The sequence below is a fragment of the Actinomycetota bacterium genome (genome assembly GCA_019347675.1).
In the GTDB taxonomy this organism is placed as follows: domain Bacteria; phylum Actinomycetota; class Nitriliruptoria; order Nitriliruptorales; family JAHWKO01; genus JAHWKW01.
Genome location: JAHWKW010000006.1, coordinates 73,736 through 99,808, shown reverse-complemented (window position 1 = coordinate 99,808; position 26,073 = coordinate 73,736). Strand labels below are relative to the sequence as shown.

The window sequence follows — 26,073 nt, the reverse complement described above, 5'->3', positions numbered from 1 at the left end:
GATCGCGCTCTTTCATATCCCGCTCCTTTAGATCCCGTCGTCGAAGTCGTCGTCGAACTCGTCCACGTCATTCACGTCATCGTCGAGGTCGTCGTCCTCGTCGAGGTCGTCGAAGTCGTCCTCCTCGACCTCGGTCACCAGGTTCTCGACCTCGGCCGCCATCCGGACGTCGTTGTCGGTGACCGCGTCGAGGCTGTGGGTCCGCAGCGACACGACCACCTCGTCGTAGTAGATCTCGAGGTCGGGGTGGTGGTTCGCCTCCTCGGCGAGGTCGGCGATGTCGTTGACGAAGTCGACCGCCTCACGGAACGACGCCAGCCCGTAGGTCTTGCTGATGGCTTCGCCGTCGTACTCCCAGCCGGGGAGGTCGGAGAGGGCCTCGTCGATCTGTGGGTCGCTCAGTGGCTCCATGGTCCGCATCGAAGCAGACCGCCACCTCCACGTCATCATCGCGCACCGATCGCCGGGCGTGGCTGGTGGGTCGGGCAGCTCGAGCCGCCTCGTGACACCGGCCGTGCACTGGCCTGCTCGCCTGGCTGGCAGTGGCGCCGGCGCGACGGCCTGCTTGAGTGGTGGGCGTGGCCGCCCGCTCAAGGAGCCTGGACCTGTGGACAGCGACGAGGCGCGAGCGTTCGTCCGGGAACATCACCGGGCGGTCATGCACACCTACCGACGAGACGGCTCTCCGCAGCTCTCACCGGTCGTGGCCGGCGTCGACGGGGACGGGCGAGCGATCGTCTCGACACGCGAGACGGCCGTGAAGGCCACCAACCTGGAGCGCGACCCGCGGGTGTCGCTGTGCGTCTTCACCGAGCGTTTCTACGGGCCGTGGGTCCGCATCGACGGGACCGCCGACATCGTTCGGTTGCCGGACGCGCTCGAGCTGCTGGTCGACTACTACCGCCGCGTCCGCGGCGAGCACGACGACTGGGACGAGTACCGCCAAGCCATGCGCGAGCAACGGCGGGTTCTGCTGCGCATCGCGATCGAGGCTGCCGGCCCGGAGGTTTCTGGCTGAGCGAGTCGCGTCCCGACGGCGATGGAACGGATCGGCGTGACGGTGTACGTGGACGACATGCGCGACTACGGGACGCGCGTCGGGGCGCGGCTGCGTCGCGTCGGCACCGAGTGGTGTCACCTTACGGCTGACACCCGTGAGGAGCTGCACGCCTTCGCGCAACAGCTCGGCGTGCGCCGCAGCTGGTTCCAGGACGACCCGGTCACGTGGCACTACGACCTGACACCCGACCAGCGGAGGCGAGCGGTGCGCCTGGGGGCCAGGGAGCTCACCCGGCGCGAGATGGGACGGCTGATCGCCGAGCGCCGCGCGCAGGTGGCCGAGACCGGCCGGGGGTGACGGCGACACCGCCCGCGCGCTCGCCGATCAGCACTCATCCAGCAGGTCGGTGGTCAAAAGGATCCGTCCCAGCGCGATCCACGCGGCTCCGTAGTAGCTGGGCTGGTCGCCTTGCACCTCCTCGGCGCGTTCGAGCAGCCACCCAGCGCCGCCCCGCTCACCGGCGCCGTGCGCCGCCCCGGCGGCGGCCACGAAGGCGACCGGATGCCTGCCTTCGGCGGCCGGGGTCCCGTTGAGCCGATACTCGGGCGCGAGCCGGTCACCGACCTGATCACGGAGGAACGGCCACATCCGCCCCGCCAGGCGACGTCCGCGCTGGTCGCAGTCGGCGCCGAAGCGGATCGGGACCCGGACCGATTCGAAGCCGTAGACGGGGAGGGCCTGAGGGTCGTCGGGTGGCCCTGACGGTCGCAGCTGGACGGACGCGTCGAGTCGTGACCAGTTCGCCGGCAGGGACGGCCGCTGACCGCCGGTGGCCTGATCCACCAGCCCGTAGCTCGAGCTGCGCATGCCCTCCCACACGGGGTCGCCGATCGCACCTGCCAGCGTGGCGAACCCGCGCGGGTCGAGGTAGCTCACGTTCACCCACCACGGTGGCGCGCCGGTCGCCCAGGGCCCCGGCCCCAGGACGGGCTCCCCTGCCACTGAGACCGTCTCGTGCGCCACGATGCCCTCGGCCAGACGGCGGGCGTCGTCGCGGTACCGCGGCTCGCCGAAGCGGTCAGCCGCGAGGACCAACGCGCGAGCCGCGTCCAGGTCGGCGTCGCTCGCGGCGTCCTCGCCGACCACCGCCCCGCCCTCCCAGCGGAACGACAGCAGCCCGTCGTCGCGTTGCAGGTTCTCGCGGGTCCAGTCCCAGACCGACGCGAAGCGGTCGGCGTCGTCCAGCGCGACCGCGAGGAGCATCGCGTAGGCCTGGCCCTCGCTGACGGTGTCGCCGCCCTGGTCGCGGCGGACCACCCGCCCGTCGTCGGTGACGTAGTCGGTGAAGAAACGGTTGGCAGCCTCCTCCGCGAGTCGCCGGGCCTCCGCCGGCTCCAGCGGTTGGTCTGACTCGAGCCCGTCCGGGACCATCCGCACCACCATGATCGCGACCCCGACAACGACCAGCACAGCAGCGACCGCCGTGGCGATGCGCGCCCGGCTCATCGCGCCTCGCCGGCGACCGCCTCACCGGAGACCAAGTCAGCGGCGACGGTCGTCTCGAGCAGCGCCGGGCGCGGCGGTCGCAACGCCGGGAGCACTCCGCGGGTCAGGACGGCGACGTGCAGGGCAGCGAACGCGACGTTGTTCAACGTCGCTGGGCTGCGCTCCACGATCAGGCCGTACACCGACGTGCCGGTCAGGACAGCGATCAGCGCCAGTGCCGGCCACACGGCTCGGGGTTGCGGGCCGGCCTCCCCCTCCTTCGGTGTCACGGTGAACCCCGACGGGCGTCTGAGGAGGTTGGCCACCAACGCACGCACGTGGACCGAGAAGTTGGCGACCATCAGCGAGAACGCACCGACGGTGTCCACCCCGGCGCCCGCCGCGCCGACCGCCGGGAGCGCGATCGCGAAGTAGGCAGCGAACTCCTCGGGAGGTGTCGCCGCGTCGGCGTCCACGAATCCCACGAACGCACCGTCGCAGTAGCCGAACCCCTCCTGGATGACACCACCCTTCCCCAGCTTCGGCAGGTCGAGCAGAACGACGCGTGCGTCCCGGTCGCGGTGACGGGCCACGGCGTCGGCCGTCCCATCGGTGCAGCCGTCGAGCGCCACGAGGAACCTGAAGTCAGCGTCGTCGAGCTGTTCCGGTACTGCTCGAGCGTCCCGCCGATGCGATCCTCCTCGTTGTCGGCCGGGATCACGATGTCGACGCGCATGATCACTTCCTCCATGCAGAGAGACGGGACGACCCACCGCTGCGAGTATGTGCCGACGGCCGGGAGGCGGTCGCCGCTGGCTGGGACCGTTCGGACGGCCGCGACGTGCCGCGTCAGCGCCGGGCGAGCAGTCGGGCGGCAGCGTGGCGCCCCTGTCGGACGCACGCGGCGATGCCCACCCCCTCGTATGCAGCACCGGCGAGCTCCACACCCGGCAGCTGCCGTGTCGCGGCGCGCACCCGCGCCACCCGGTTGCGGTGGCCGATCACGTACTGCGGTAACGCCGTCCTCCAGCGTGTCACCCGCCAGGCGACCGGCAAGGCCGCCGATCCCGCCAGGTCGTGCAGCTCGCGGTGCACCGCCAGCACCAGGGTTTCGTCGTCGAGCTGCAGTGCCGCGTCGTCGCCGTGACGACCAACCGACGCGCGGATCACGATGCGGCCGTCGTCGACGCGCCCCGCCCACTTCTGACTGACCCAGGTGGCCGCCTTGACCAGCCCTTCCTCGACCCGGGGAACGAGCACACCGCTGCCCACCAGCCGAGCGCTCCCGGGCGGGTACACCAGCGTGATGGTGGCCACGGAGGCGTAGGGGATGGCGTCCAGCTCGGCGGCCGCGACCGGTGCGGCGTGCCGGAGCAGCGCAGCCGCGGCCGGGGCGGGCACCGCGACGATCGCCGCATCGGCGTGATCCCAGCCGCCGGGGCGCTCGAGGACGTACCCGTCACCGGACGGTTCCAGCCGTCGCACGACGCTGTCGATGTGCACATCCAGCCCCGGCGCCCCGGCCAAGGCCTCGACCAACCGGCGCAAGCCGCCCGCCACGCTGCGGAACGTCGGGCCGCCGGAGGCTGCCCGAGCTCGGCCCAGCGCTCGCATCAGGCTCCGCCCGGTGCGGGCGGCCGCGGCCAGGTCGGGGGTGGCTGCTGCGACCTCGAGCTGGTCGACGTCGCCCGCGTACACCCCGGCGAGGAACGGCTCGACGAGACGCTCGAGCACCTCGCGACCGAACCGGTGCGCGATCAGCGCAGCGACCGATCGTTCATCGACGTCGCGTTGGCGCGGCAGGATCAGGTCCAGCGCCGCCCGGGCCGTGCCGCCGCGGCTGATCAGCGACGAGCGAGTCAGCGGCACGAGCCGCGTGGGGACGCCCAGGACGAGCCCGGCGGGCAGAGGGTGCAACCGGCCGCCGAACCGGATCCACACCTCGCGCGTGTCGGGAGCGACGAGCTCGTCTCCCAAGCCGACCTCGCGTAGCAGTTCCAGGGGCTCGGCGTGTCCCACGAACGCGTCGGCGCCGAGTTCGATCGTCACGCCGTCGATCTGCTCGGTGTGCAGCTTCCCCCCCAGCCGCGGTCCCGCCTCGAGGAGGGTGACATGCGGGGGGTTGGGAGCGGTGCACAACGTCCACGCGGCCGTCAGGCCGGTGATGCCGCCCCCGATCACGGCGACGCGGTGGTCAGGTGGCACGGCCACCTCGACCGGGGTCGGCGGGCGAGCGCGCCCCGCCACCGCTTGCGAGCGCGTCGGTGTCCGACGTCGTGCGGACCATGCCCTCGTGGTGGACGAGGTCGGCGACCCGTGCCAGCGTTGCCGGGTCGGTGTCGGGGAGCACTCCGTGGCCGAGGTTGAAGATGTGGCGGGGAGAGCCGCCGGCACGGCGCAGCACATCGCGCGTGCGGGCCTCCACCACGTGCCACGGGGCGAGACACACGGCCGGGTCGAGGTTGCCCTGGACGCCGACCGTGCGGCCTGCCAAGCGGGCCCGGGCGGTGTCGAGGGGGACCCGCCAGTCGACACCGACCACGTCGGCCCCCGCCTCGGCGAGGAGCACCAGGAGCTCGCCGGTTGCGACCCCGAAGTGGATGCGGGGAACGGCGAGGTCGGACAGGCCTTCCAGGACACGGCGGGTGACGGGCAGGACCGACTGGGCGTAGTCCTGGGGGGTCAGTGCCCCGGCCCAGGAGTCGAACAGCTGGATCGCCTGGGCTCCCGCCGCAACCTGGGCCCGCAGCGACGCGGACGTGATGTCCGCGAGCCGTTCGACCAGCGCGTGCCAGGTTGCGGGGGCGCCCAACATCAGTGCCTTGGTGGTCGCGTGGTTCTTCGAAGGGCCACCTTCGATCAGGTAGCTGGCCAGGGTGAACGGGGCGCCGGCGAAACCGATCAGCGGCACGTCCAGCTCGGAGGCCAGCGTCCGGACGGTCTCGAGCACGTAGGCGATGTCCTCGTCGGGTTCCAGGGGCCGTAGCCGCTGGACGTCCGCTGGCCGGCGGAACGGCTCTCGGATCACCGGGCCGATCCCCTCGCGGAGCTCGATGCCCACACCGATCGCCTGCAGTGGCGTGACGATGTCGGAGAACAGGATGGCGGCGTCCACGTTGTAGCGGCGCACCGGCTGCAGGGTCACCTCCACCGCGAGATCCGGCGTGGCGATCACCTCGTGCATCGCATGGCGTTCACGGATGCGGCGGTACTCGGGGAGCGAGCGGCCCGCCTGACGCATGAACCACACCGGGACCCGGTCGTGGGGCTCGCCGCGGCAGGCAGCGAGGAACGGGTCGACGGCCACGTTGGCTCCGCGGGCTGGCTGTGACGCCTACCGTGCCGGACAGCTGGTGATGCGGCAACTGCCTCGACCGCCGCCGCGCACGTCCGGAAGCTCACCGGCCACGGTTGAGGGCGACGCTGTCACGCCGTTGGATGGACGTGGGGACACGATGGAGGGTGCAGCGGTGATCACGACGATCAACCCGGCGACCGGCGAACAACTCGAGACGTACCAGACCCACGATGACGATGCGGTCGCCTGGAAGCTGGCCCGCGCCTGGACGTTCTGGATCGAGGAGTGGCGGCCCGTCACCGTCGACGACCGTGTGAAGGTCCTCGCCGCGGCCGCCGACCGCCTGGACGCGCGCCGCGATGAGTACGCCGAGCTGATCACCCGCGAGATGGGCAAGCCGATCACCCAGTCGCGCGCCGAGATCGACAAGTGCGTGTGGCTGTGCCGCCATTACGTGGACGCGGCGGGCGGCTACCTGGCGCCCCGCACCGTCCACACCGACGCGCACAGCTCGTACGTGCGGTACGACCCGATCGGGCCGGTCCTGGCGATCATGCCGTGGAACTTCCCCTTCTGGCAGGTGTTCCGCTTCGCCGTGCCGAACCTCGCCGCGGGGAACGTGGCGCTGCTGAGCCACTCGCGGAACACCACCGGGTGTGCGCTGGCGATCGAGGAGATCTTCCACCACGCGGGTCTGTCCGACGGGGGCTTCGAGGCGCTGCTGGTCGACCACGACGAGCTCGCCGAGATCATGGGCGATGACCGCATCCGCGGGGTGACCCTCACCGGCAGCGACCGGGCTGGGCGCGCCGTCGCCTCGACCGCCGGACAGCACTTGCGCAAGACCGTGCTGGAACTCGGCGGGTCGGATCCGTTCATCGTGCTCGCCGACGCCGACCTGGAACAGACCGCCCGGTCGGCGGCGAAGGCTCGCATGCAGAACTCGGGACAGAGCTGCATCGCCGCGAAGCGGTTCATCGTGCTCCGCGACGTCTACGAGGACTTCCTGGAGCGCTTCCGCGCCGAGGTCGAGGCCATGGCGGTCGGCGACCCGATGGACGAGGGCACCGCGATCGGGCCCCTGGCTCGCGACGACCTGCGTGACACGCTGCACGACCAGGTGCAGCGCACCCTCGCCCACCACGACGGCGGGTCGCTGCTGATCGGCGGGGAACCACTCGACCGGCCCGGATTCTTCTACCAGCCGACGATCATCCGCGACTCGAACGCCGAAGCACCTGCGTGCACGGAGGAGACGTTCGGTCCGTTCGCTGTCGTGATGGACGCCGAACACGAGGAGGCGGCCGTGGCGCTGGCGAACTCGTCACGGTACGGGCTGGGCGCGTCCATCTGGACCCGGGACGTCGGCCGTGGCGAACGGCTCGCCGCGCAGGTCGAGTCCGGCGTTGTGTTCGTCAACGACATCGTGACGTCCGATCCGCGACTCCCGTTCGGCGGGGTGAAGGACTCCGGGTACGGCCGGGAACTCGGCTGGCTGGGAGCGCAGGAGTTCTGCAACGTCAAGACCGTGTGGGTCAACCCACGCGGGGGCACGCCCGAGGGCGCTCCGGTCGAGTAGCGCATCCCCGTGGCGGCGCGCACCCAGCGTCGTCAGGTGACGCCCGGCGGGCGATCGTCGTGCCACGGCCGGGCCGATTCCAGCTGGCCGGCCAGGCGCAGCACGCCGGCCTCGTCGGCGAAGCGGCCGACCAGCTGGATGCCGATCGGCAGTCCGGTGGCGACGTCGCGGTGCACCGGGAGCGACACCGCGGGCTGGCCGGTGGCGTTGATCAGCGGGGTGACACCGACGTAGTGCTTGACCGCGGCCCACGTGTGGGCTGGCTCCAGGTCGGCGAACTCCCCGACCCGCAGCGGAAGGCGGGTCACCACCGGGAACACCAGCTGGTCGAACTCGTCGTGGAAGCGGGCCTGGAAAGCCCGGCAGAACAGCTGCAGCTGGAACTGGTTGGCCAGGACCTCTCCGCCGGTGAGCTGATCGCCCCACTCGGCGAGCCACTGGTTGATCGGCTCGAACCTGTCGCGCTGCAGCGGTTGGCTGGCGACCAGCGCAGCCCACGTCTCCTCGAACGCTGTGGTGACGTGGTCGGGGACGGCGCCGTCGCTCTCGACGACCTCGTGGCCGAGCTGGTCGAGGGACGCGCAAACGTGGTCGAGGGCGTCGCGGACCTGCGGGGCGTAGGGCCCGTCTGGCCCTTCGCGGAACACGCCGACCCGGACGCGTCCGGGATCCTGTCCGACCTCGTCGCGGAACGGCCGCGCAGGCGGGGGGAGCATCCCGGGGTCGCCGGGGACGTAGCCGGCCAGAACGTCCAGGAACGCCGCCCCGTCGGCGACCGTGCGGGTGAGCATGCCGTGGGCGACGAACCCGAAGCCGATGTCGCCGAACAGCGGGGCGTTGCTGACCCGGTCGCGGGTCGGCTTGAGCCCGACCACTCCGGTGTTGGAAGCGGGGATCCGCAGGGACCCGCCGCCGTCCGAACCCTGCGACGCGGGACACAACCCCGCCGCCAACGCGGCCGCCGCCCCGCCTGAGGACCCACCGGGCGTGTGCCCGCGGTTCCACGGGTTGCGGGCCGCACCGAACAGCACCGGTTCGGTGTAGGGCACTGTCCCCAGTTCCGGGACGTTGGTCTTGCCCAGGGGCACCATGCCCGCTCGCTTGAGTCGTGCGACGACCTCGTCGTCGGCCGGAGCGATCAGGTCAGCCAGCGCCCGAGAGCCCATCGTCGCGGGCGATCCTTCCAGCAGGTTCATCTCCTTGATCGAGACAGGAACGCCGTGGAACGGCGGCAAGGAACCACCCCGGGTGGTCTGCTGGTCCTTGGCTGCGGCGATCTGCCGTGCCTGCTCGGCCAGTACCCGCACGTAGCTGTTCAGGGCGTGGTCGTGCGCCTCGATCCGACGCAGGTACAGCTCGATGAGTTCCCGCGACGACACCTCACGGTCGCGGATCAGCCGGGCCTGCTCGAGCGCAGGGGCGAACGCGAGGTCTGACACCGCTCACTCCCGTCGGTGGGATGCGGGAGGAGTCGGCCGGTAAGCCGGATCCTGTCCCCGCCGCCGTTGCGAACGGCGGGTGGCGACCATCTCTCTGGGACGCCGGTTACCCGACGCCTCTAGCGGCCTACCTGGGACGTCGCGGGCGGGCCACCCTGTCCCTGCTTGGCCTTGCTCCGGATGGGGCTTGCCTAGCCATCCCAGTCACCTGGGACGCTGGTGGTCTCTTACACCACCGTTTCACCCTTACCTCCGCGTGGCGGAGGCGGTCTGCTCTCTGTTGCGCTTTCCGCGCGTCACCGCGCCTGGGAGTTACCCAGCATCCTGCCCTGTGGAGTCCGGACTTTCCTCGACACCGTCGTCGGCGCCGCGGTCGCCTGGCCGCTCCTCCCGCATCGCCGGCAGGGTACGTCACCGCGGTGGGGGGCGCCCCTGTCGCACCGTGTACAACGCGAAGTTGGCCTGGGACCATCCCGCGCGGGGCCAGCACGGCGGCGGGTGCCAGATCACCGCAGCGTCTGCGAGGATGGCGCCGTGGCTCAGACCGAAGGGACCCGTCAGGCACGCCCGATCGCGTGGGCGGAGGGTCGCGTCCTGCCCGCCAGCGAGGCGACCGTCCCCCTCCTCGACGACGGCTTCCTGCGTGGCGACGCCGTGTTCGAGGCGATCCTGGTCCGGCGCGGACGGACCCACGCCCTGGAAGGACACCTCGCGCGGATGCGGCGCTCGGCGAAGGCTCTGGGCATCCGTCTGCCGAGCCTGCGGCAGGTCGTCACCGACCTGCTGGCCGCCTGGGGTGAGCGGGACGGCGCCGTGAGGCTGATCGTGACCCGCGGTGGGACCGTCCGGGGCCTGGTGTACCAGTCGACCTGGCCGAAGAGCTTCGCGCTGCAACCGATGGAGCTGCCGTGGCGCACGGCCCTGAGCGGTGTGAAGACGCTGTCGTACGCGGTCAACACCTACGCCACACGGGAGGCCCAACGCCAGCACGCCGACGATGCGCTGATCACCTCCGGCGGGACCGTCCTGGAGGTCCCCACGGCCGCGATCGCGTGGGTCCGAGCCGACCGGATCCACTCCCCCGACCCACGCCAGCTACCGATCCTCGACTCGATCACGCTGGCGCAGCTCCGCGGGGTCATCGACGTCCGTCTCGGCGTGCATCCGCTCGACGACCTGCTGGCCGCTCAGGAGGTGTTCGTGCTGTCGGCCACGCGCCCCGTCGTCGCGGTTCACGCCGTCGGCGACGCGGAGTTCCCCGCCCCAGGCCCCGTCACCGAGGCGACCCGGGAGGCGTTCCAGGCCCACATCGACGCCAACCTCGACCCGCTTCCCTGACGACCGCAGCACCCGGGAACGGCCCGACCGGCAACCACTAAGGTGGCCACGACGCATGAGGAGGCGACGGTGTGCGCCCGCAACGGGGACCCGCAACAGCTGATCGATCGCCCGCTCGTCGCCATCGCCAACCGGCTGCCCGTGAAGAAACAGCAGGGCAGCTGGAAGCCGAGCACCGGCGGGCTGGTCACCGCACTGCTCCCGATCATGGAGAGTCAGGACGGTGCCTGGATGGGGTGGAACGGCGGCGCCGACGACGTGCCTCGCCACTTGGACGGCGTGGACATCGAGCTGATCCCGATCAGCCTGTCGCACGCGCAGCTGCAGGGCTACTACTACGGCTTCGCCAACCGCACGCTGTGGCCCCTGTTCCACGACCTCGTCAAGGAGCCGGTGTTCGAGCGCGGGTTGTGGGAGACGTACCAGGAGGTCAACCACATCTTCGCCGAGGCTTCGGAGCAGGTTGGATTCGACGGTGACCGTGAGCCGCTGTTGTGGGTGCACGACTACCACCTGACGTTGCTGCCGCGGCTCCTACGCGAACGGCGTCCAGACAACCCGATCGGGTTCTTCCTGCACATCCCGTTCCCGCCTCCGGAGCTGTTCGCCCGGCTGCCGTGGCGGGAGGAGATCCTCGAGGGGCTGCTCGGTGCGGACCTCGTCGCGTTCCACACCGACCGCTTCCGCGACAACTTCCTCGGCGCGGTCGACCGCCTGCTTCCGCACAAGATCGGGGTCGAGAACCACGAGGTGGTCCTCCCCGAGGGGCGACGGGTGTCGACCGGGGGGCACCCGGTCTCGATCGACGCGGCGGCGTTCGCGTCGATGGCCACGAACGAGGACGCGCAGAGGGAACTCGCCAGCCTCCGCGAGCAGTTCGCGGGGCGGACGGTGGTCCTGGGCGTTGACCGCCTCGACTACACCAAGGGCATCCACGCGCGCCTGAAGGCCATCGAGCTGCTGCTGGAGCGCCGCAACGACCTACGTGGGAAGCTCGCGTTCGTGCAGATCGCGGTGCCCAGCCGCGAGAACGTGCAGGAGTACCGCCAGCTGCGTGCCGACGTGGAACAGGAGGTCGGTCGCATCAACGGACGGTTCACCGATCCCGGAGGCGACATCCCCGTCTACTACGTGCACCGTGGCGTGCCCCAACAACGGCTGGTGGCCTACTACCGCCTGGCCAACGTGGCCCTGGTCACGCCGTTGAAGGACGGCATGAACCTGATCGCGAAGGAGTTCGTGGTGTGCCAGGCGGCCGGCGAGGGGTTCGGCGCGCTGGTGCTCAGCGAGTTCACGGGCGCGGCGGACGACCTCCCGGAGGCCGTGACGTGCAACCCGTTCGACGTTGAGGGCCTGTCGGCACGGATCGAAGAGGCGCTGGAGCTCGACCCCGACGACCGCCGCGAACGCCTCGAGCGCATGGCAGCCCGCGTGCACGACAACGATGTGTACGCCTGGGTGGAGGGACAGCTGCGCGACATCCGACGGGCAACATCCAGCCGTTGAACGCTCACTCGATGGCGACCAGCAGCCGTTGGCACTGCGGACACGTCCCGACCGGTGGACCGCTGCGCAGCTCGCTGATCTCCAGCGGGGTGAGCTCCAGTCGGCATGCGCTGCACATGGTCCCCTCCAGCCGTCCCACACCGACCTCACCATGGCGGGACCTGGAGGCCTCGTAGCGGCGCAGGAGATCGTCGGGCACGGCACCGCGCTCGGCGTCGCGTCGCACCCTGGCCTCGGCCAGCTCCGCGAGGACGTCCTTGGCGGCCTCGTCGCGGGCCTTGGTCAGTTCCTCCGCGCGCGGAGCGAGCGCCTGGCGACGTTCCTCGAGCTGGTCGATCGTGCCGGTCAACGCCTCGCGCCTCTCCATGACGTCCAGCAGCTCGTCCTCGAGCTGCTCGATGCGGCCGGTGACGTGGTCGAGGTCGGCGCGCAGCGCCTGGAGCTCGCGGGGGTTGGCGATGCCCCCGCCGTACAGGCGTGACCGCTCCGCATCACGCCGCTGCTGCAGGACGGACAACTCACTTTCGAGCCGGCGGATCTGGGAGTCGAGCAGATCCCGGTCGAGGCGGTGTGCGTCCTGCTCCGCCTTGAGCGCAGCCGCCTCCTGTCGGACCACGTCGAGGTCGGCCTGCTCGGGCAGGTCCTCGAGCCGCCGTTCGAGCTGCCGGATCGTGATCTCGGCGTCCTGGAGGCAGAGCAACCCTTCCACAGCGGGAGGGCCGGGCTCGTCGGGCACGTGCGTCGCTTCCGTGGATCAGGTCAGGGCGTCAGGTCAGGGCCCGGCTGCGTCGCCCACCCAGGGCACCGTCGACGTGCGGGACGCTACCAGGTCGGCGCGCAGGCCCTGCCGGCGCGCGTCGGCCTGTAGGCGCTGCAGCCAGGGCTCGATCGCGGCGTGTTCGGTGGCGTGGTGGCCGGCATCGATCATGGCCAGGCCGGACTCGAGGGCGTCGAGGACGCCGTGGTGCTTCAGGTCGCCGGTGACCAGGACGTCAGCTCCCGCGCGGAGCGCCTCGGTGACGAAGCCCTGTCCGGAGCCGCCGACAGCCGCGACCCGCCGGATGGTGCGGTCCGGGTCTCCGGCGTAGCGCAGGTGCGGTGCCGGTAGCCGGTCACGGATGCGGGTCGCCACCTCGCGCAACGCACCCGGACGTGGCAGGTCGCCGACCCGACCGAACGACGCGCGATCTCCGCGGGCGAGCGGGTACAGGTCGTAGGCGACCTCCTCGTAGGGGTGCGTGCGCAGCAGGGCGGCCACGGCCGGGGCGATGCGCTCCGCCGGGACGACGATCTCGAGCCGGTCCTCGACCACCTGGTTGTCCCGCCCGACCGTGCCGACGTGCGGGTCGGCGCCCGTGCGGGGCCGGAAGGTGCCGGTGCCCCGCACACGAAACGAGCAGCGCTCGTAGTCGCCGATGACCCCGGCGCCCACCGCGGCCAGTGCATCAAGGACCCGACCGACGTGCTCCGGTGGGACGAACGTGACGAGCTTCATCTCGCCGCCGGCTGCCGGCTGGTGCGTGAGCGGATCGGGGTCGACGATGTCGAGACACCGCATGACGGGATCGGACGTCCCCGCCCCGTCCTGGGCGACGTCGAGGTTGGTGTGGGCTGCCAGCACCGCGACAGCGGCGCGCGCTGCCGCCAGCGCCACACGGCCGCTGGCGGTGTCGGCAGTGAGGCGCCGCAGCGGGCGGAACAGCAACGGGTGATGGGCCACCACCAGCGTCGGCGGGCCAGCTGCCGCCTCCGCCACCACGGCCGAGGTCACGTCGAGAGTGATCAGGACCCGGTTCACCGGCCAGCTGCGGTCGCCGACCTGCAGACCGACCTGATCCCAGTCGGTGGCGTGTTCCGGCGGGTAACGGGTGTGGACGAGGTCCACCCAGTCTCCGACGGTGTCAGTCATCCTGCCTCCAAGCGAGCGCGGCCGTACCATCATCGACTGGGCGCGTAGCTCAGTCTGGGAGAGCGCTCGGTTTACACCCGAGAGGTCGGCGGTTCGAAACCGTCCGCGCCCACCGTCGCGTGTGGATCGCCGGGGACGTCGCAACGGGCGGACCGCCGGTCAGGTGTCGACGTCGAGGAGCTCGTCGAGCGCGACCCGCCGCGCCCGCCGACCACGTTTGTTCAAGACATCGAGGTCGCCGGCCGCCTGCGCACGCAGCAACGTGCCGAACGTGTACGACTCACCCGGCACGGGGATGTCGTCGTCGGGTTCGGCCACCACCTGGACGAAGACCCCGCTGGACGGGCCACCCTTGTGCAGCTGCCCGGTCGAGTGCAGGTACCGCGGTCCGATCCCGAGGCTGGTCGCCACACGCAGGCGGTCTCGCAGCGCCACACGCACCTTCTGCAGCTGATCCACCAGCGGTGAGGCCGGGTCGACGTAGGCCAGGATCGCCAGGTAGTCGCCGGGACGGACCTCCTCCAGGAGCGGCTCCAGGGGCTCCTCGGGCCGCTCAGCCGGCTCCGAGTCAAGCGCCTCGGCCGCGGCACGCTTGGCGGCGTCGACGTCGGGCTGGTCGAAGGGGTTGATGCCCAGCACCGTGCCGGCCAAGGACGTGGCCAGCTCCCACCGGAACGCTTCGGCTCCCAGGTCCAACGGTTGGGTCGCGTTGAAGTCCACGACGGGCTGGTTCGCTGCGGCCAGTTCCTCGCTCGCCGCTGCGGCGGCGTCAGCAACGAACATCCGGTCGTCGCCGTACACCTCGGGACGACCGAACGGCTCGCCGACCACCGGCACGATCCCTGTGTCGTACTTCCCGGTCGATTCCGCGATCAGCTGCTCCACCCAGTCGGCGAACGCCGACAGGTCCTCTGGCAGCAGGAGCGTCAGCTTGTCGCGCCCCGCACGAGCGGCCGTGCCCAGCACCGCGCCGAGCCATGCGCCGGGGTTCTCGCTCGCCGGAACATGCGGTCCGCAGGCGTCGCTGGCCTCGATGGCACGGTCGAGGAGCTCCTCGACGTCCACCCCCGCCAGCGCGGCAGGGACGAGGCCGAAGTACGACAGCGCCGAGAAACGACCGCCGATATCCGGGCGGTTCTCGAACACCCGGCGGAAACCCTGGTCGCGGGCCAGGTCAGCCAGTTCCGTCCCCGGGTCGGTGATGGCCACGAACTGGTCACCGCGCTGACCGGTGGCCTCCCAGAAGTACGCCAGGTGGCTGCGGGTCTCGGTGGTGGTCCCGGACTTGGACGACACGACGAACAGGATCTGCTCGATCGGCGCGACCTCGCCGGCGCGGCGGACCGCCGCCGGGTCGGTGGAGTCCAGGACGTGGAGCCGGGGGTAGCCGTCGACGGCGGGGAAGGTCCGCGCCACCACCTCAGGGAAGAGGCTGGAGCCGCCCATCCCGCTCAGGACCACGTCGGTGATGCCGTCCTCGCAGACCTGTGTCGCGAAGGCGGCGAGCCGATCGAAACCGTGGCGCATCTCGCGGGGAGTGTCGAGCCAGCCCAGCCGGTCGGCGACCTCCACGGGATCGTCCTGCCACAGGGTGTGGTCGCGTTCCCAGACGCGTCGGACCGCCTCGCGCTCCTCGAGCCGCGAGAGGGTGGCCGCCACCTCGTCGGCGATGGGGCCCAGCTCCGTCAAACCGCTCCTCCTGGGTTCGTCCGGGTCGAGGTTAGGATCGCACCTCGCTGTCGCGACAGGGGCCGAGCGACCGGGTGAACGTCCTCGACGTGCTGATCGCCGTGGTGGCGCTGATGGCTGCAGGCGGCGGGTTCCAGATGGGCTTCCTACTGCGGGTCGGGTCCTGGGGTGGGGCGCTGGGCGGGCTGGTCATCGGCACGCTCCTGGTCACCCCGGCGGTCTCGGCGTTCGGTGGGACCGACCCCTTGACGTCCCTCCTGGTCGCCATCGGGGTGGTGCTGGGCGCAGCCATGCTCGGGCAGGCGATCGGGTACACGATCGGCGCCGGGTTACTGCGGTGGGTGCCGCACGGCCCCGCCCGCCAGGTCGACCGGGGTGCGGGCGCCATCGCCGGGATCGTCGGCGTCGGGGCGCTGCTGTGGCTTCTGACCCCAGCCTTCGCCGACTTCCCAGGCGCGCTCGCACAGCTCACCCGCACCTCGACGTTGCTCACCGCCCTCGACGAGGTGACGCCACCCCCGCCCGATCACGTCCGGGCGCTGCGGAAGCTGGTCGGGAAGACGCCGTTCCCCGAGGTCTTCAGTGGGTTGCGCCCCGCACCCGACGTCGGCCCGCCGCCCGGCGCGATCCCGATGCCGGCCGCTGTGCAGCAGCAGGTGGCGCAGTCGGCTGTCGCCGTCGAGGTGCAGGCCTGCCGACGCTTGCAGGAGGGCAGCGGTTTCGTCGCCGCCGGTGACACGGTGGTCACCAACGCGCACGTGGTCGCCGGCGCCGAGACGGTCCAGGTCCTGCGCAACGACGGGGCCCGGCTGCCGGCGACCGTGGTGACCTTCGACAGCGACCGCGACCTGGCGGTGCTCCGCGTGCCCGGGCTGGGGCGCCCTTCCCTCCCCGTCTCCGATGGCGAACCCGGTGCCGAAGGAGCAGTGTTCGGCTACCCCCTCGGCCAGGACCAGCTGCGCATCGCCCCGATGGCGATCCGCCAGCAGCTGACCGCCGTCGGTCGCGACATCTACGGCCAGAGCCAGGTGCGGCGACAGGTGTACGTCCTGTCGGCGGACCTGAGCCAAGGCGACTCCGGCGCAGCGGTGGTGCGCTCCGACGGAGCGGTCGTCGCGGTGGCGTTCGCGATCGCGCCCGACCGACCGCAGACCGCCTACGCACTCACCGATCAGGAACTGCGCGCGGTGCTTCCAGCTGGCGCTCAGGCGGTGAGCACGGGACCGTGCCTGTGATCGACCGCGTCTCCGTCCGCACAGGCGTCGCTGCTGCTGCGTTGGCGGCGGTTTCCTGCACGGCCCCGGCTCCTGCCGCGGTCAGCACCCCGACCCCATCGTCAAGCGGGGTCGGCACCGCGGCCGTTGCCGCGCCGCCGCTCCGCGTCGAACCCATCCCGCAGCGCAACTTCGATCCGGTTCTGCGGTCGCGGGTCACCGCGCTCGTGCACCGCACCGAGGAGCTGGCCGGCCACCAGATGGCTGTCACGATCTTGAACGAGCACGGTCGCACGGTCTACGACCACCGCGGAGACCAGCTGTTGCTACCCGCATCCACGCTGAAGGTCGTCACGGCCGCCGCGGCGCTCGCCACGCTGGGTCCCCAGTACCAGTACGTGACGCCCGTCCGCGCCACCGCCCCCGTCCGCCCCGATGGGGCACTCGACGGCGATCTGGTCGTGGTCGGGAGCGGCGATCCGGCCCTGACCACACCGCTGTACGGCGCCCAGGTCTACCCCACCCGACCACGCACGCCCCTGGAGGCGCTGGCCGACCGAGTGGTTGCGGCCGGAATCCGTCACGTCACCGGCGACGTGGTGGCCGACCCCCGCGTTTTCGCCGACCAACCGCTGGCCGAGGGTTGGCCGGCGCGCTACCTCGACGACCACGACGCCCGACCGGTCTCCGGCCTGACCGTCGACGGTGGCCTCAAGGTCGAAGACCGCGGGCGGGTGCTGATCGAACCCACCTCCGACCCGGCCGCCGAGGCGGCCCGGGCCTTGGCGGATCTGCTCACCGAACGTGGTGTGACGATCAGCGGTGCCACACGCTCGTCGTTCAGCCCCCCACCGGCCCCCATCGACGTCGGCCACGTGTCGAGCCCGCCGCTCCTGGAGCTGCTCCGCCACACACTGCGCGACAGCGACAACCACTTCGCCGACGCGATCTTCCGCACGATCGGGGCGCGCACGACGGGGGATGGGACCTGGGCGGGCGCCGAAGCGGCGGTGCGTGGTGCACTGGAGAATCTCGGACTGGACTGGACCGGGGTCCGGCTGGCCGACGGTTCCGGCCTGTCGCGGACGAACCGGGTCAGCGCCGGGTTCCTGGCACGCCTCGACCTGGCGCTGCACGGCTCACCGGTCGGTCCTGCTTGGCGCGATCTCCTCGCGGTTGCCGGCGTCACCGGCACGTTGAAGCAGCGACTGGGCGGCACGATCGCGACGGGGCGGCTGCGCGGGAAGACCGGAACGCTCGAGGACGTGCGCGGGCTGGTCGGCCGCATCCGCGGATCCGACGACCGTGCCTACCACTTCGCCGTCCTCGCCAACGACCTCGCCGGAGCCGGCCGTTGGCGGGTCCTGGAGCTGCAGGACGAACTCGCCGTGTCGATCGTCGCCCACCTGGACGGCTGCGAGCGGATCACGCTGCCGCCGGCGCCACGGCCGGTGTCGGTGCCCCCGCTGGTCGATCCCTACGAGCTGCGCTGCACCGTGTGATCACGCTGACGCACTGGCGGGACTCAGTTGCGGCCCGGCACCTGGTAGTTGGGGGCCTCGTGGACGATGTCGACGTCGTGGACGTGGGACTCGCGGGCACCGGCGGCGGTCTGGCGCACGAACCGCGCGCGGGTCGCCAGAGACGCCAGGTCCTTGGCGCCGACGTAGCCCATCCCCGACCGCAGCCCGCCCTCGAGCTGTGCGACGACCTCCGCAACGGTGCCGCGGTACGGCAACAGACCCGAGACGCCCTCGGGGACGAGCTTCGACGGTTGGGTCTGGCGCTCACCCTGGAAGTAGCGGTCGGCCGAACCCGCGCGCATCGCATCGACCGACCCCATCCCCCGGTACTCCTTGTACCGACGGCCGCCCACGAGGACGAGGTCGCCCGGTGACTCGTCGGTCCCGGCCAACAGGTTCCCGACCATGACGGCGGTCGCGCCGGCGCCGAAGGCTTTCACGAGATCGCCTGAGTAGCGGATCCCCCCGTCCGCGACGGTGGCGACGCTGAGCTCGGCCGCGGTCTCCGCACAGGTCAGCACGGCGGTGAACTGCGGGGCGCCGACCCCGGTCACCACGCGGGTCGTACAGATCGAGCCGGGCCCCACGCCGACCTTCACGACATCCGCACCGTGATCGACGCAGGCGCGCACGCCGTCGGGGGTGGCGACGTTGCCGACCATCATCGCGACGTCGGGGTAGCGGTCCTTGAGCTTGGCGGCGAACTCCAGCACCCCGGCGGCGTGGCCGTGTGCGGAGTCGACCGCCAGCAGGTCCACGCCCGCCTCGACAAGCGCCGCCGCACGTTCCATCGAGTCCGGCCCCACCCCGACGGCAGCGGCGGCCAGCAACCGGCCGCGCGGGTCCTTGGCGGCGTTGGGGAACGTGCGGACCTTCTCGACGTCCTTGAAGGTGAACATCCCCACGAGCCGCCGACCGTCGACGATCGGGAGCTTCTCGACGCGGTGGTGCTGCATCAGATCGCGGGCCTGCTCGAGGGTGGTCCCCGCGGGCGCCGTGATCAAAGCGTCCGCGGTCATGTGCTGCGAGACCGGATCGTCGTCGGAGATGCCGGCCCGCAGGTCGCGGTTGGTGACGATCCCGAGCAGGTCACCGTCGTCGTCGACCACCGGGAAGCCGCTCACGCGGTACCGCGCCATGAGTTCGTGGGCGCGGTCCACAGACTCGTTGGGCCGCAACGTCAACGGTTCGGAGATGAACCCCGACTCCGAGCGCTTGACCTGCTCGACCATCGCCGCCTGCACCTCGACCGAGGCGTTCTTGTGGATCACGCCCAACCCGCCGTTGCGCGCCATCGCGATCGCCATGCGGTCCTCGGTGACGCGGTCCATGGCAGCCGACAGCAGCGGCAGGCGCAGCTGGACCCGGTGGTGCAGCACAGCTGAGGTGTCCACGTCGCGGGGCAGCACCGTCGATGCCTGTGGCAGCAACAGCACATCGTCGTAGGACAGCCCTTCGGGAAGATCGACCACGGACGCCTCCGAGTTCGTCTCGTGGCACAGTACCGGCGCGGCCCGTCAGCGCCCGCCAACCGGGTGCGACCCGAAGCGGACACCAGCCGGCGTCGTTGACCCGTCGCTGGCTGCCCTGTCGCCCGCCCGACGCGACGGTTGGCCGCCTACGGTCGGGCGCGATGCCGCCCCGCGATGATCGCCGCACCGCCCGTTGGCGCGTCTGGGCGGCCGTGGTCATCGCCATCCTGATCGTCGTCAATCTGGCCGCTGCGGGAGCCGTGGCGGTCCTGCGGCGAGCGACGCCGGGGGTCCTGAGCGGCGTGACGGTCGCCGGCCAACCCGTCGCCGGGCTGCCACGCCAACAGCTGCGCACGGTCGTGGCGGATCTCGCCGCCGAGCGCCTGGGCGCCACGATCACCGTCACGAGCGACGGACGCGACACCCGCGCCCGGCGTGACGCCGCCGGGCTGACGATCGACGTGGCGTCGACCACGGAGGCTGCTTGGGGACGCGGTCGGCGCGGCCTGTGGCGAGCGCTCGTGGACCACGTCGCCAGCCGACTGGGTCGCAGCGTCGACGTCGAGCTCCGTCACGACGTCGACGAGGAGATGCTGCGACGCTGGTCGGCGCGGACGGCCGATCACCTGTCACGTCAGCCCCGCGCCGCCCGCGTCGCGTTCGAGGTCGGGGAGCACCCCCAGACCGCGGGTGTGCGCGTCCGCGAGCCCACCGACGGGGTCGAGGTGGCCGCCTCGGACGTCGCCGCCGCGATCGAACCGGTCCTGGCCGAGGCGGGCGAGGTCACGGTGCGGATCGAGCACCGCACGCTGCGACCGTCGGTCACCAGCGAGGACGTCCAGGCGGTGCTCCCGCCAGCGAGGCGGGCGGTCACCGGACCGGTGCGACTGACCAACCCGGGCGGTGGCGCCGATCTCGAGCTCGCTCCCGGCGAGATCGCCGCGATCCTCGAGGTGCGCACCCACGAGGACGCGCCCCCGGGCCAGCGTCTGCAGATCGCGGCCGGCGGTGACCGCCTCCGTGAGGTGATCGGCTCGGACCGCCTCGGCCAGATCGAGGTGGAACCGGTCGAGGCCCGCTTCGAGGTCGTCGGCGATCAGGTCCGCATCCGCGGCGGGACGGTGGGCTTCGCGCTCGACTCCCAGACGACCGCCGATGCGCTGGTAGAGATCGCGACCCGGACGGGGAACCGCACAGGCGAGCTACGCGGGCGCACGGTCGAACCCGACCGCACCCGAGAGGAAGCCGAGGAGCTCGGCATCCGCGAGCGCATCTCGACCTTCACGACCCGACACGACTGCTGCGAGCCGCGGGTCACCAACATCCACCGGATGGCCGACATCGTCGACGGGGCGATCATCGAGCCGGGCGAGACCTTCTCCCTCAACGGTCACGTGGGTCGCCGGACGCGGGCCCGCGGCTTCGTGGGGGCGCCGGTCATCGTCGAAGGGGAGTTCGAGGAGGAGGTCGGGGGCGGGGTCAGCCAGTTCACCACCACGTTCTTCAACGCGGCGTACTTCTCGGGGATCCAGATCGACGAGTTCCAGCCGCACAGCTACTACATCTCGCGGTACCCGATGGGTCACGAGTCGACGATCTACTACGGGTTGATCGACGTGGCCGTCACCAACGACTCCCCCTACGGCATCCTGGTGCGCACCGCGTACACCGGCACGTCCATCACGGTGGAGTTCTTCAGCACCCAGTGGGCGGACGTGGACAGCGAGACGATCGGGCCGTACAACGTGGTTGAGGGCGCGGCCCGCAACGGGTTCGACGTGACGGTGAGACGGACGATCACCTACCCGGACGGTTCGCAGCGGACCGAGGAGTTCTTCCACCGCTACCAGCCGGAGGACTGAACACGGTTCGGCTCGTGCCGCCACGACGCTGAACTCGTGCCGCCACGACGCTGAACAGGACACCCAGCAGCCTCAGAACCGGGCGGGAACCGCGGTTGTGCTCACCCTCGGTCGAGGCCGGAAAGGTGGGCGGCGCGGCCGGAGCCGCGCGCCTTCAGGACGAGCCGACCGCGTGCAGGTCGAAGCCGATGTCCAGTGCCTGGGCGCTGTGGGTCAGCCACCCGACGGACAACAGGTCGACGCCGGTGGCGGCCACGGCCGGTGCCGTCTCGAGGGTGATGCGACCGGACGCCTCGAGCAGGACGCGCCCCTCGACCGCCAGGACCGCCTCCCGCACGAGGTCCAGCGGCAGGTTGTCGAGCAGGACCGCGTCGACGCCCGCCGCGAGGACCTCGTCGAGGTGGTCGAGCCGGTCGATCTCGACCTCGATCTTCACCAGGTGACCGACCCGGCGGCGGACCCGGTGCACCGCCTCGGCGATGCTGCCCGCCACGATCAGGTGGTTGTCCTTGACCAGCACCGCGTCGTCGAGTCCGAAGCGGTGGTCGGTCCCCCCGCCGGCGCGGACGGCGTAGCGCTCGAGTGCGCGCAGTCCGGGCGTCGTCTTGCGGGTGGGGACCACGCGGGCGCCGGTGGCGGCCACCGCCGCGACCACGTCCCTGGTCGCGGTCGCGATGCCACAGAGGTGGCTCAGGAGGTTGAGGGCGGTGCGTTCCGCCGACAGCAGCGCCGGGGCGGGGCCTTCGACGACCGCGAGGGCGTCGCCTGCGGCCACGTCGGTCCCGTCCTCGACCGCCGGACGGACGCGGACCCTCCCGTCGATGAGGGTGAACGCGGTCGCGGCGAGCATGACAGCGGCGACCCGGCCGGGCCTGCGGGCAGCCACGACCCCGGTTGCCTGCAGGGTGGGCGGGACGATCGCGTCGGTGGTGAGGTCGCCGGCGCCCCCGAGATCCTCCAGCAGGGCCCGGCGGACCACCGGCTCGTAGAGGAACGCCGGAGGAGCTGCCAGGTGCGCCGGCACCGCGTTCAATGCGCGCGCAACCGTCCCTGCGGCGGTGCGGTCACCCCGACGCCCCTCGCCCGATCGCCAGCATCCGCTGGACCGCCTGCCGCGCCCGCGCGGCGATCGCAGGCGGGATCTCGACGCGGTGCTCGAGGCGCTCCATGCAGCGCAGGATCTTCGTGAGCGTGATCCGCTTCATGTGCGGGCAGAGATTGCACGGCCGCAGGAACTCGACGTCGGGGTAGGCGACGGCGACGTTGTCGCTCATCGAGCACTCGGTGAGCAGCACGACCCGCCGGGGCCGGCGCTCGCCCACGTAGCGGATCATCCCCGATGTCGAGCCCACGAAATCCGCCTCGGCGAGCACGTCGGGCGGGCACTCGGGGTGCGCGACGATCTCGACGTCGGGCACCTGCTGGCGGTAGAGGCCCAGGTCGGCTGCGGTGAAGCGCTCGTGCACCTCGCAGTGGCCCCGCCACAGGATCACCTCGACGGCGGTCTGGGTGGAGACGTGGCGGGCGAGGTACTCGTCGGGGAGCATGATCACCCGGTCCACGCCGAAGGACTCGACCACCTCGACCGCGTTCGCGGACGTGCAGCACACGTCCGACTCAGCCTTCACCTCCGCGGAGGTGTTGACGTAGCACACCACCGGCACGCCGGGGTGGCGCTGGCGGAGCAGGCGGACGTCGGCGGCCGTGATCGATGCTGCCAACGAACAGCCGGCCTCGAGGTCGGGGATGAGCACGGTCCGGTCGGGATTGAGCAGCTTGGCGGTCTCCGCCATGAAGTGGACGCCGGCGAGCACGATCACGTCGGCGTCGGTGTCCGCGGCGCGGCGGGCCAGCGCGAGTGAGTCGCCGGTGATGTCCGCCACGCCGTGGAAGATCTCCGGCGTCTGGTAGTTGTGTGCGAGGATCACCGCGTTGCGCCGCCGCTTGAGGTCGTCGATCGCGGCGATCAGCGGCTGGTGGGCGGCCCACTCGATCGCGGGGATGGCCTCCAGCCGCCCCGGCGCCGGGGCGGGGCCGGTGGCTGGCTGCTCGGCAGGTGCGCGGACGGGACGGGAGCGGGCCGGCATCCGCACACCTTATGCTCGACGTGAGTATAAAGAGGGCCGAGGTTAACCGCGCCTCCACCGGCGGTCAACAGCGCACGGCCGGCCGCGCGGGGCGGCTCATTCGCCGCAGGGTCGCCGCCCGGTCGAGCCGTCAGCGCCCGCCGGGGACGCCCACTCCGGGAGCAGGCCGCTCGCGCAGCACCTCCCGGCGGAAGCGGAACACCTCCGCGGGGCGGCCCCGTCGACGGCTCTCGTGGCGGCCGGTGCCCTCCACCAGCCGGCCTCGCTCCAACAGCCGGCGGAAGTTCTGCTTGTGCAGCTCCACGCCCGAGAGAGCCTCGACCACCTGCTGCAACTGCAGCAGGGTGAACGTCTCCGGTAGCAGCTCGAACACCACGGGTCGGTAGCGCAACTTGCCGCGGAGGCGGCCCAGGGCCGTCGCGGCGATCCGCCGGTGATCCAGAGCCATCGGGCGACCCCAGGCCGCGTCCTGGCGGCCGCCCTGCGCTCCCGTGTGCAGCCCTCCACCACCGTCGCGCGCCGCCTCGGGCACCAGCCCCAACTCGTAGAGGAGTTCGTAGCGCTCGAGCACACGCTCGCGGTCCCACGGTGCGCCCCACAGCCCGAACGTGATCGCCGCCCGTTCCCGTCGCCCGCCTGCCACCGTCGCGTCCGCCGATGCTCCGACCCACGCCTCCAGAGCCGGGACGACGTGACGGTCGATGGTCTCCGGGCGTTGTCCGCGCCAGTCCTCCCATGGCAGGTACGTGTACAGGTCATGCCAGCAGGCCTCGACCGCGGCCACCGGTGGGCTCTCGTGGACCAGCGCCAGGTACGCGACGGACAGCACGCGCGCGTCCGCGGCGGGCCAGCGGTCGCGGTCGCCGAACGTGTACAGCTGCTCGACGTAGCCCAGCTCCATCCCCGTCTGCTCCCACACCCACCGCCGCAACCCCAGCTCGAGAGTGCGGTCGCGTTCGGGATCGAGTGGCCCGAAGGGCAGCGCGTCGAGCGGCTCCTCGCTGTCAGCGAGCGCGCCGACCGGCGGTCGCGCGACGGTCAGCACCCGCGGGACCCCGGCGGTGACCGTGATGATCACCGCGTTCAGGCCCACCGTGACGTCAACGGCGATCGGTCGCTCCCCGGCCGGGTGCACGCGCGGAGCCGCCGCCCGACGGTAGCGGCTACAGGTCCAGCGGACGGAGCGTGCGGGGAGCCGTGAGCCGGCCACCGCGACCGAGTCGCCGCGCCAGCAGATGGTGCAACGCCGTGACGTCACAGCCGACGGGGAGCATGATCGCGGTGCTGCGGCGGTGCTCGGCCCCGTCGGCTCCCGGTTCTCGGACGTCGAGGACCAGGACCGGATCGCCGGCGACACGTCGCACACGCGCCACGTGGACGTGATCCCACGTCACCGCAGTCCGCCACCACAGCACCCGCGCGTAGATCCCTTCACCGTCGAGGTGCACCCACGCCATGCCGGGAAGCAGCTGGGCGACGAAGAACGCCGCCACGGGGACGAACACGGCCAGACCCGCCCAGGCCAGCGGATGGCCGCGGGAATCAGCCACGAGCACGACACCGGCCGCGACCAGAGCGAGGCCCAGCAGGCTCCACCACGCCGCAGTGGTCCGAGCAGGACGTAGCACCAGCGGCTCCATCCCGTTGTGCGCGGCGCCCACGATGTCCTCCTCGGTCTGGAGCGTACCGGCGGCCGGGCGGCGGCCGGCCGCTAGGATCCTCGGCACAGGGGCGCGACGAGGTGAGCAGACCGTGGGACGCCGGATCGTCTCCCTGCTTCCGTCCGCGACCGAGATCGTGGCTGCCCTCGGCCACGGGGCGGAGCTGGTGGGGCGGAGCCACGAGTGCGATTTCCCGCCGCACGTCGTCGACCTGCCCGTGGTCAGCCGGCCGCGGAGGGAGCCGGTGGGCTCTTCACGCCAGATCCACCGCGGTGTGGTCGACCTGCTCGCGCGGGTGCTGTCGATCTACCAGGTGGACCCGGATGCGCTCGCAGCCGCCGACCCCGACCTGATCATCACCCAGGACATGTGCCGCGTCTGCGCCGTCGCCGCCGAAGAGGTGGTGCGCGCCGCGCGCGCCTACCTCGACCGCGACGTGGACGTGGTCACGTCCTCGCCGATGACCTTGCAGCAGGTGTTCGCCGACGTCGTTCGCATCGCCGACGCCCTCGACGATCGCGCAGCCGGCGAAGCGCTCGTGGACAGGATGCACGCCGAGCTGGACGACCTGGCCGCCACCGTGGCCGGCCGGCGACGGCCGCGGTTGGCGCTGCTGGAGTGGACCGATCCCGTGATGGCCGGCGGCAACTGGGCGCCGGAGCTGGTGGAGATCGCCGGAGCCGAACCCGTCCTGGGCGTCCCCGGCGGTCACTCCCCCACCGTCACCCCGGAGGTACTGCGTGGGTGCGACCCCGACGTGATCGTCATCGCGCCGTGCGGCTTCGACCTCGACCGGGCCGTGGGTGACCGCCACATCGTCGCGGCGCTGGACGGCTGGGAGGACCTGTCCGCGGTGCGCAGCGGCCGGGTGGCCTTCGCCGACGGGTCGGCCTACTTCAACCGCCCCGGGCCGCGCCTGGTCATGTCCGCCGCGATCGTCGTCGCCGTCGCCCATGGGGTTGGCCCGGCGATGCCGCTGGAGGGTGGTGCCTGGCAGCGCTGGTGAACCAG

Annotated in this window: 23 protein-coding genes, 1 tRNA gene and 1 other RNA gene; 10 read left to right on the top strand and 15 right to left on the bottom strand. The window is 71.7% G+C overall.

The annotated features are described in order from the left end of the window. Positions 1–27 precede the first annotated feature (27 nt). On the bottom strand, positions 28–411 hold the full coding sequence (locus tag KY462_05455; GenBank protein MBW3577175.1) for a 4a-hydroxytetrahydrobiopterin dehydratase: 384 nt from the start codon (positions 409–411) through the stop codon (positions 28–30). Between the two features lie 196 nt (positions 412–607). Here KY462_05455 and KY462_05450 point away from each other — a divergent pair, with 196 nt between their 5' ends. Together KY462_05450 and KY462_05445 are read left to right on the top strand one after the other, a co-directional pair. Beyond that, complete coding sequence (locus KY462_05450) at positions 608–1,018, top strand: PPOX class F420-dependent oxidoreductase (protein ID MBW3577174.1); 411 nt, start codon at positions 608–610, stop codon at positions 1,016–1,018. Between the two features lie 36 nt (positions 1,019–1,054). Next, positions 1,055–1,357, top strand: a complete 303-nt coding sequence (locus tag KY462_05445; protein MBW3577173.1) for a DUF4031 domain-containing protein — start codon at positions 1,055–1,057, stop codon at positions 1,355–1,357. A 27-nt stretch (positions 1,358–1,384) separates the two neighbouring features. On the opposite strand, the gene KY462_05440 is transcribed toward KY462_05445, so the two are convergent. The 4 genes from KY462_05440 to hemE form a co-directional block, all read right to left on the bottom strand. Next, on the bottom strand, positions 1,385–2,506 hold the full coding sequence (locus KY462_05440; GenBank protein ID MBW3577172.1) for a glycoside hydrolase: 1,122 nt from the start codon (positions 2,504–2,506) through the stop codon (positions 1,385–1,387). Continuing rightward, entirely contained in the window at positions 2,503–3,117 is a 615-nt protein-coding gene (locus tag KY462_05435) for a glycosyltransferase (protein ID MBW3577171.1), read from the bottom strand. Before KY462_05435 ends, KY462_05440 begins: the two co-directional genes overlap by 4 nt. 217 nt (positions 3,118–3,334) lie before the next feature. Beyond that, positions 3,335–4,690 carry a protoporphyrinogen oxidase gene (gene hemG / locus KY462_05430; protein MBW3577170.1) on the bottom strand — a complete coding sequence of 452 codons (1,356 nt, stop codon included), beginning with the start codon at positions 4,688–4,690 and terminating at the stop codon, positions 3,335–3,337. Next, a complete protein-coding gene (hemE, locus tag KY462_05425; GenBank protein MBW3577169.1) occupies positions 4,680–5,792 on the bottom strand; it encodes a uroporphyrinogen decarboxylase in 1,113 nt (370 codons plus the stop codon). Before hemE ends, hemG begins: the two co-directional genes overlap by 11 nt. A gap of 148 nt (positions 5,793–5,940) precedes the next feature. On the opposite strand from hemE, the gene KY462_05420 reads away from it, so the two are divergent. After that, positions 5,941–7,362 (top strand): NAD-dependent succinate-semialdehyde dehydrogenase, encoded by a 1,422-nt coding sequence (locus KY462_05420; GenBank protein MBW3577168.1) that lies wholly within the window; start codon positions 5,941–5,943, stop codon positions 7,360–7,362. Between the two features lie 32 nt (positions 7,363–7,394). Here the strand turns inward: KY462_05420 and KY462_05415 are convergent, their stop codons facing one another. Both KY462_05415 and rnpB read right to left on the bottom strand, forming a co-directional pair. Continuing rightward, positions 7,395–8,801, bottom strand: a complete 1,407-nt coding sequence (locus tag KY462_05415) for an amidase (protein MBW3577167.1) — start codon at positions 8,799–8,801, stop codon at positions 7,395–7,397. 24 nt (positions 8,802–8,825) lie between these two features. Further along, an RNA gene (gene rnpB / locus KY462_05410) (RNase P RNA component class A) lies at positions 8,826–9,189 on the bottom strand. Positions 9,190–9,335: 146 nt separating this feature from the next. Between rnpB and KY462_05405 the strand changes: the two genes are divergently transcribed. Next, positions 9,336–10,139 carry an aminotransferase class IV gene (locus KY462_05405; GenBank protein ID MBW3577166.1) on the top strand — a complete coding sequence of 268 codons (804 nt, stop codon included), beginning with the start codon at positions 9,336–9,338 and terminating at the stop codon, positions 10,137–10,139. A 69-nt stretch (positions 10,140–10,208) separates the two neighbouring features. Next, positions 10,209–11,645, top strand: coding sequence for a trehalose-6-phosphate synthase (locus KY462_05400; protein MBW3577165.1), 1,437 nt, complete (start codon positions 10,209–10,211; stop codon positions 11,643–11,645). A 4-nt stretch (positions 11,646–11,649) separates the two neighbouring features. On the opposite strand, the gene KY462_05395 is transcribed toward KY462_05400, so the two are convergent. Both KY462_05395 and KY462_05390 read right to left on the bottom strand, forming a co-directional pair. After that, complete coding sequence (locus tag KY462_05395) at positions 11,650–12,381, bottom strand: hypothetical protein (GenBank protein ID MBW3577164.1); 732 nt, start codon at positions 12,379–12,381, stop codon at positions 11,650–11,652. Between the two features lie 36 nt (positions 12,382–12,417). Continuing rightward, positions 12,418–13,554 (bottom strand): Nif3-like dinuclear metal center hexameric protein, encoded by a 1,137-nt coding sequence (locus KY462_05390; protein MBW3577163.1) that lies wholly within the window; start codon positions 13,552–13,554, stop codon positions 12,418–12,420. A gap of 38 nt (positions 13,555–13,592) precedes the next feature. Between KY462_05390 and KY462_05385 the strand changes: the two genes are divergently transcribed. Further along, positions 13,593–13,666, top strand: a tRNA-Val gene (locus KY462_05385). Between the two features lie 47 nt (positions 13,667–13,713). Here the strand turns inward: KY462_05385 and KY462_05380 are convergent. Next, a complete protein-coding gene (locus KY462_05380; protein ID MBW3577162.1) occupies positions 13,714–15,243 on the bottom strand; it encodes a glucose-6-phosphate isomerase in 1,530 nt (509 codons plus the stop codon). A 74-nt stretch (positions 15,244–15,317) separates the two neighbouring features. Between KY462_05380 and KY462_05375 the strand changes: the two genes are divergently transcribed. Both KY462_05375 and dacB read left to right on the top strand, forming a co-directional pair. Further along, a complete protein-coding gene (locus KY462_05375; GenBank protein MBW3577161.1) occupies positions 15,318–16,478 on the top strand; it encodes a MarP family serine protease in 1,161 nt (386 codons plus the stop codon). Then, positions 16,469–17,959 (top strand): D-alanyl-D-alanine carboxypeptidase/D-alanyl-D-alanine-endopeptidase, encoded by a 1,491-nt coding sequence (dacB, locus tag KY462_05370; protein ID MBW3577160.1) that lies wholly within the window; start codon positions 16,469–16,471, stop codon positions 17,957–17,959. Before KY462_05375 ends, dacB begins: the two co-directional genes overlap by 10 nt. Positions 17,960–17,982: 23 nt before the next feature. On the opposite strand, the gene guaB is transcribed toward dacB, so the two are convergent. Continuing rightward, on the bottom strand, positions 17,983–19,452 hold the full coding sequence (gene guaB / locus KY462_05365) for an IMP dehydrogenase (GenBank protein ID MBW3577159.1): 1,470 nt from the start codon (positions 19,450–19,452) through the stop codon (positions 17,983–17,985). A gap of 161 nt (positions 19,453–19,613) precedes the next feature. On the opposite strand from guaB, the gene KY462_05360 reads away from it, so the two are divergent. Beyond that, positions 19,614–21,314: a VanW family protein gene (locus KY462_05360; GenBank protein MBW3577158.1), complete on the top strand. Its 1,701-nt coding sequence runs from the start codon at positions 19,614–19,616 to the stop codon at positions 21,312–21,314. Between the two features lie 154 nt (positions 21,315–21,468). Here KY462_05360 and nadC read toward each other — a convergent pair whose 3' ends face one another. The 4 genes from nadC to KY462_05340 form a co-directional block, all read right to left on the bottom strand. Continuing rightward, a complete protein-coding gene (gene nadC / locus KY462_05355; protein ID MBW3577157.1) occupies positions 21,469–22,326 on the bottom strand; it encodes a carboxylating nicotinate-nucleotide diphosphorylase in 858 nt (285 codons plus the stop codon). A 52-nt stretch (positions 22,327–22,378) separates the two neighbouring features. After that, positions 22,379–23,401 (bottom strand): quinolinate synthase NadA, encoded by a 1,023-nt coding sequence (nadA, locus tag KY462_05350; GenBank protein ID MBW3577156.1) that lies wholly within the window; start codon positions 23,399–23,401, stop codon positions 22,379–22,381. Between the two features lie 130 nt (positions 23,402–23,531). Continuing rightward, on the bottom strand, positions 23,532–24,512 hold the full coding sequence (locus tag KY462_05345) for an NAD regulator (GenBank protein MBW3577155.1): 981 nt from the start codon (positions 24,510–24,512) through the stop codon (positions 23,532–23,534). 52 nt (positions 24,513–24,564) lie between these two features. Next, a complete protein-coding gene (locus tag KY462_05340; GenBank protein ID MBW3577154.1) occupies positions 24,565–25,062 on the bottom strand; it encodes a hypothetical protein in 498 nt (165 codons plus the stop codon). Between the two features lie 91 nt (positions 25,063–25,153). Between KY462_05340 and KY462_05335 the strand changes: the two genes are divergently transcribed. Beyond that, complete coding sequence (locus tag KY462_05335) at positions 25,154–26,068, top strand: ABC transporter substrate-binding protein (protein ID MBW3577153.1); 915 nt, start codon at positions 25,154–25,156, stop codon at positions 26,066–26,068. Positions 26,069–26,073 lie beyond the last annotated feature (5 nt).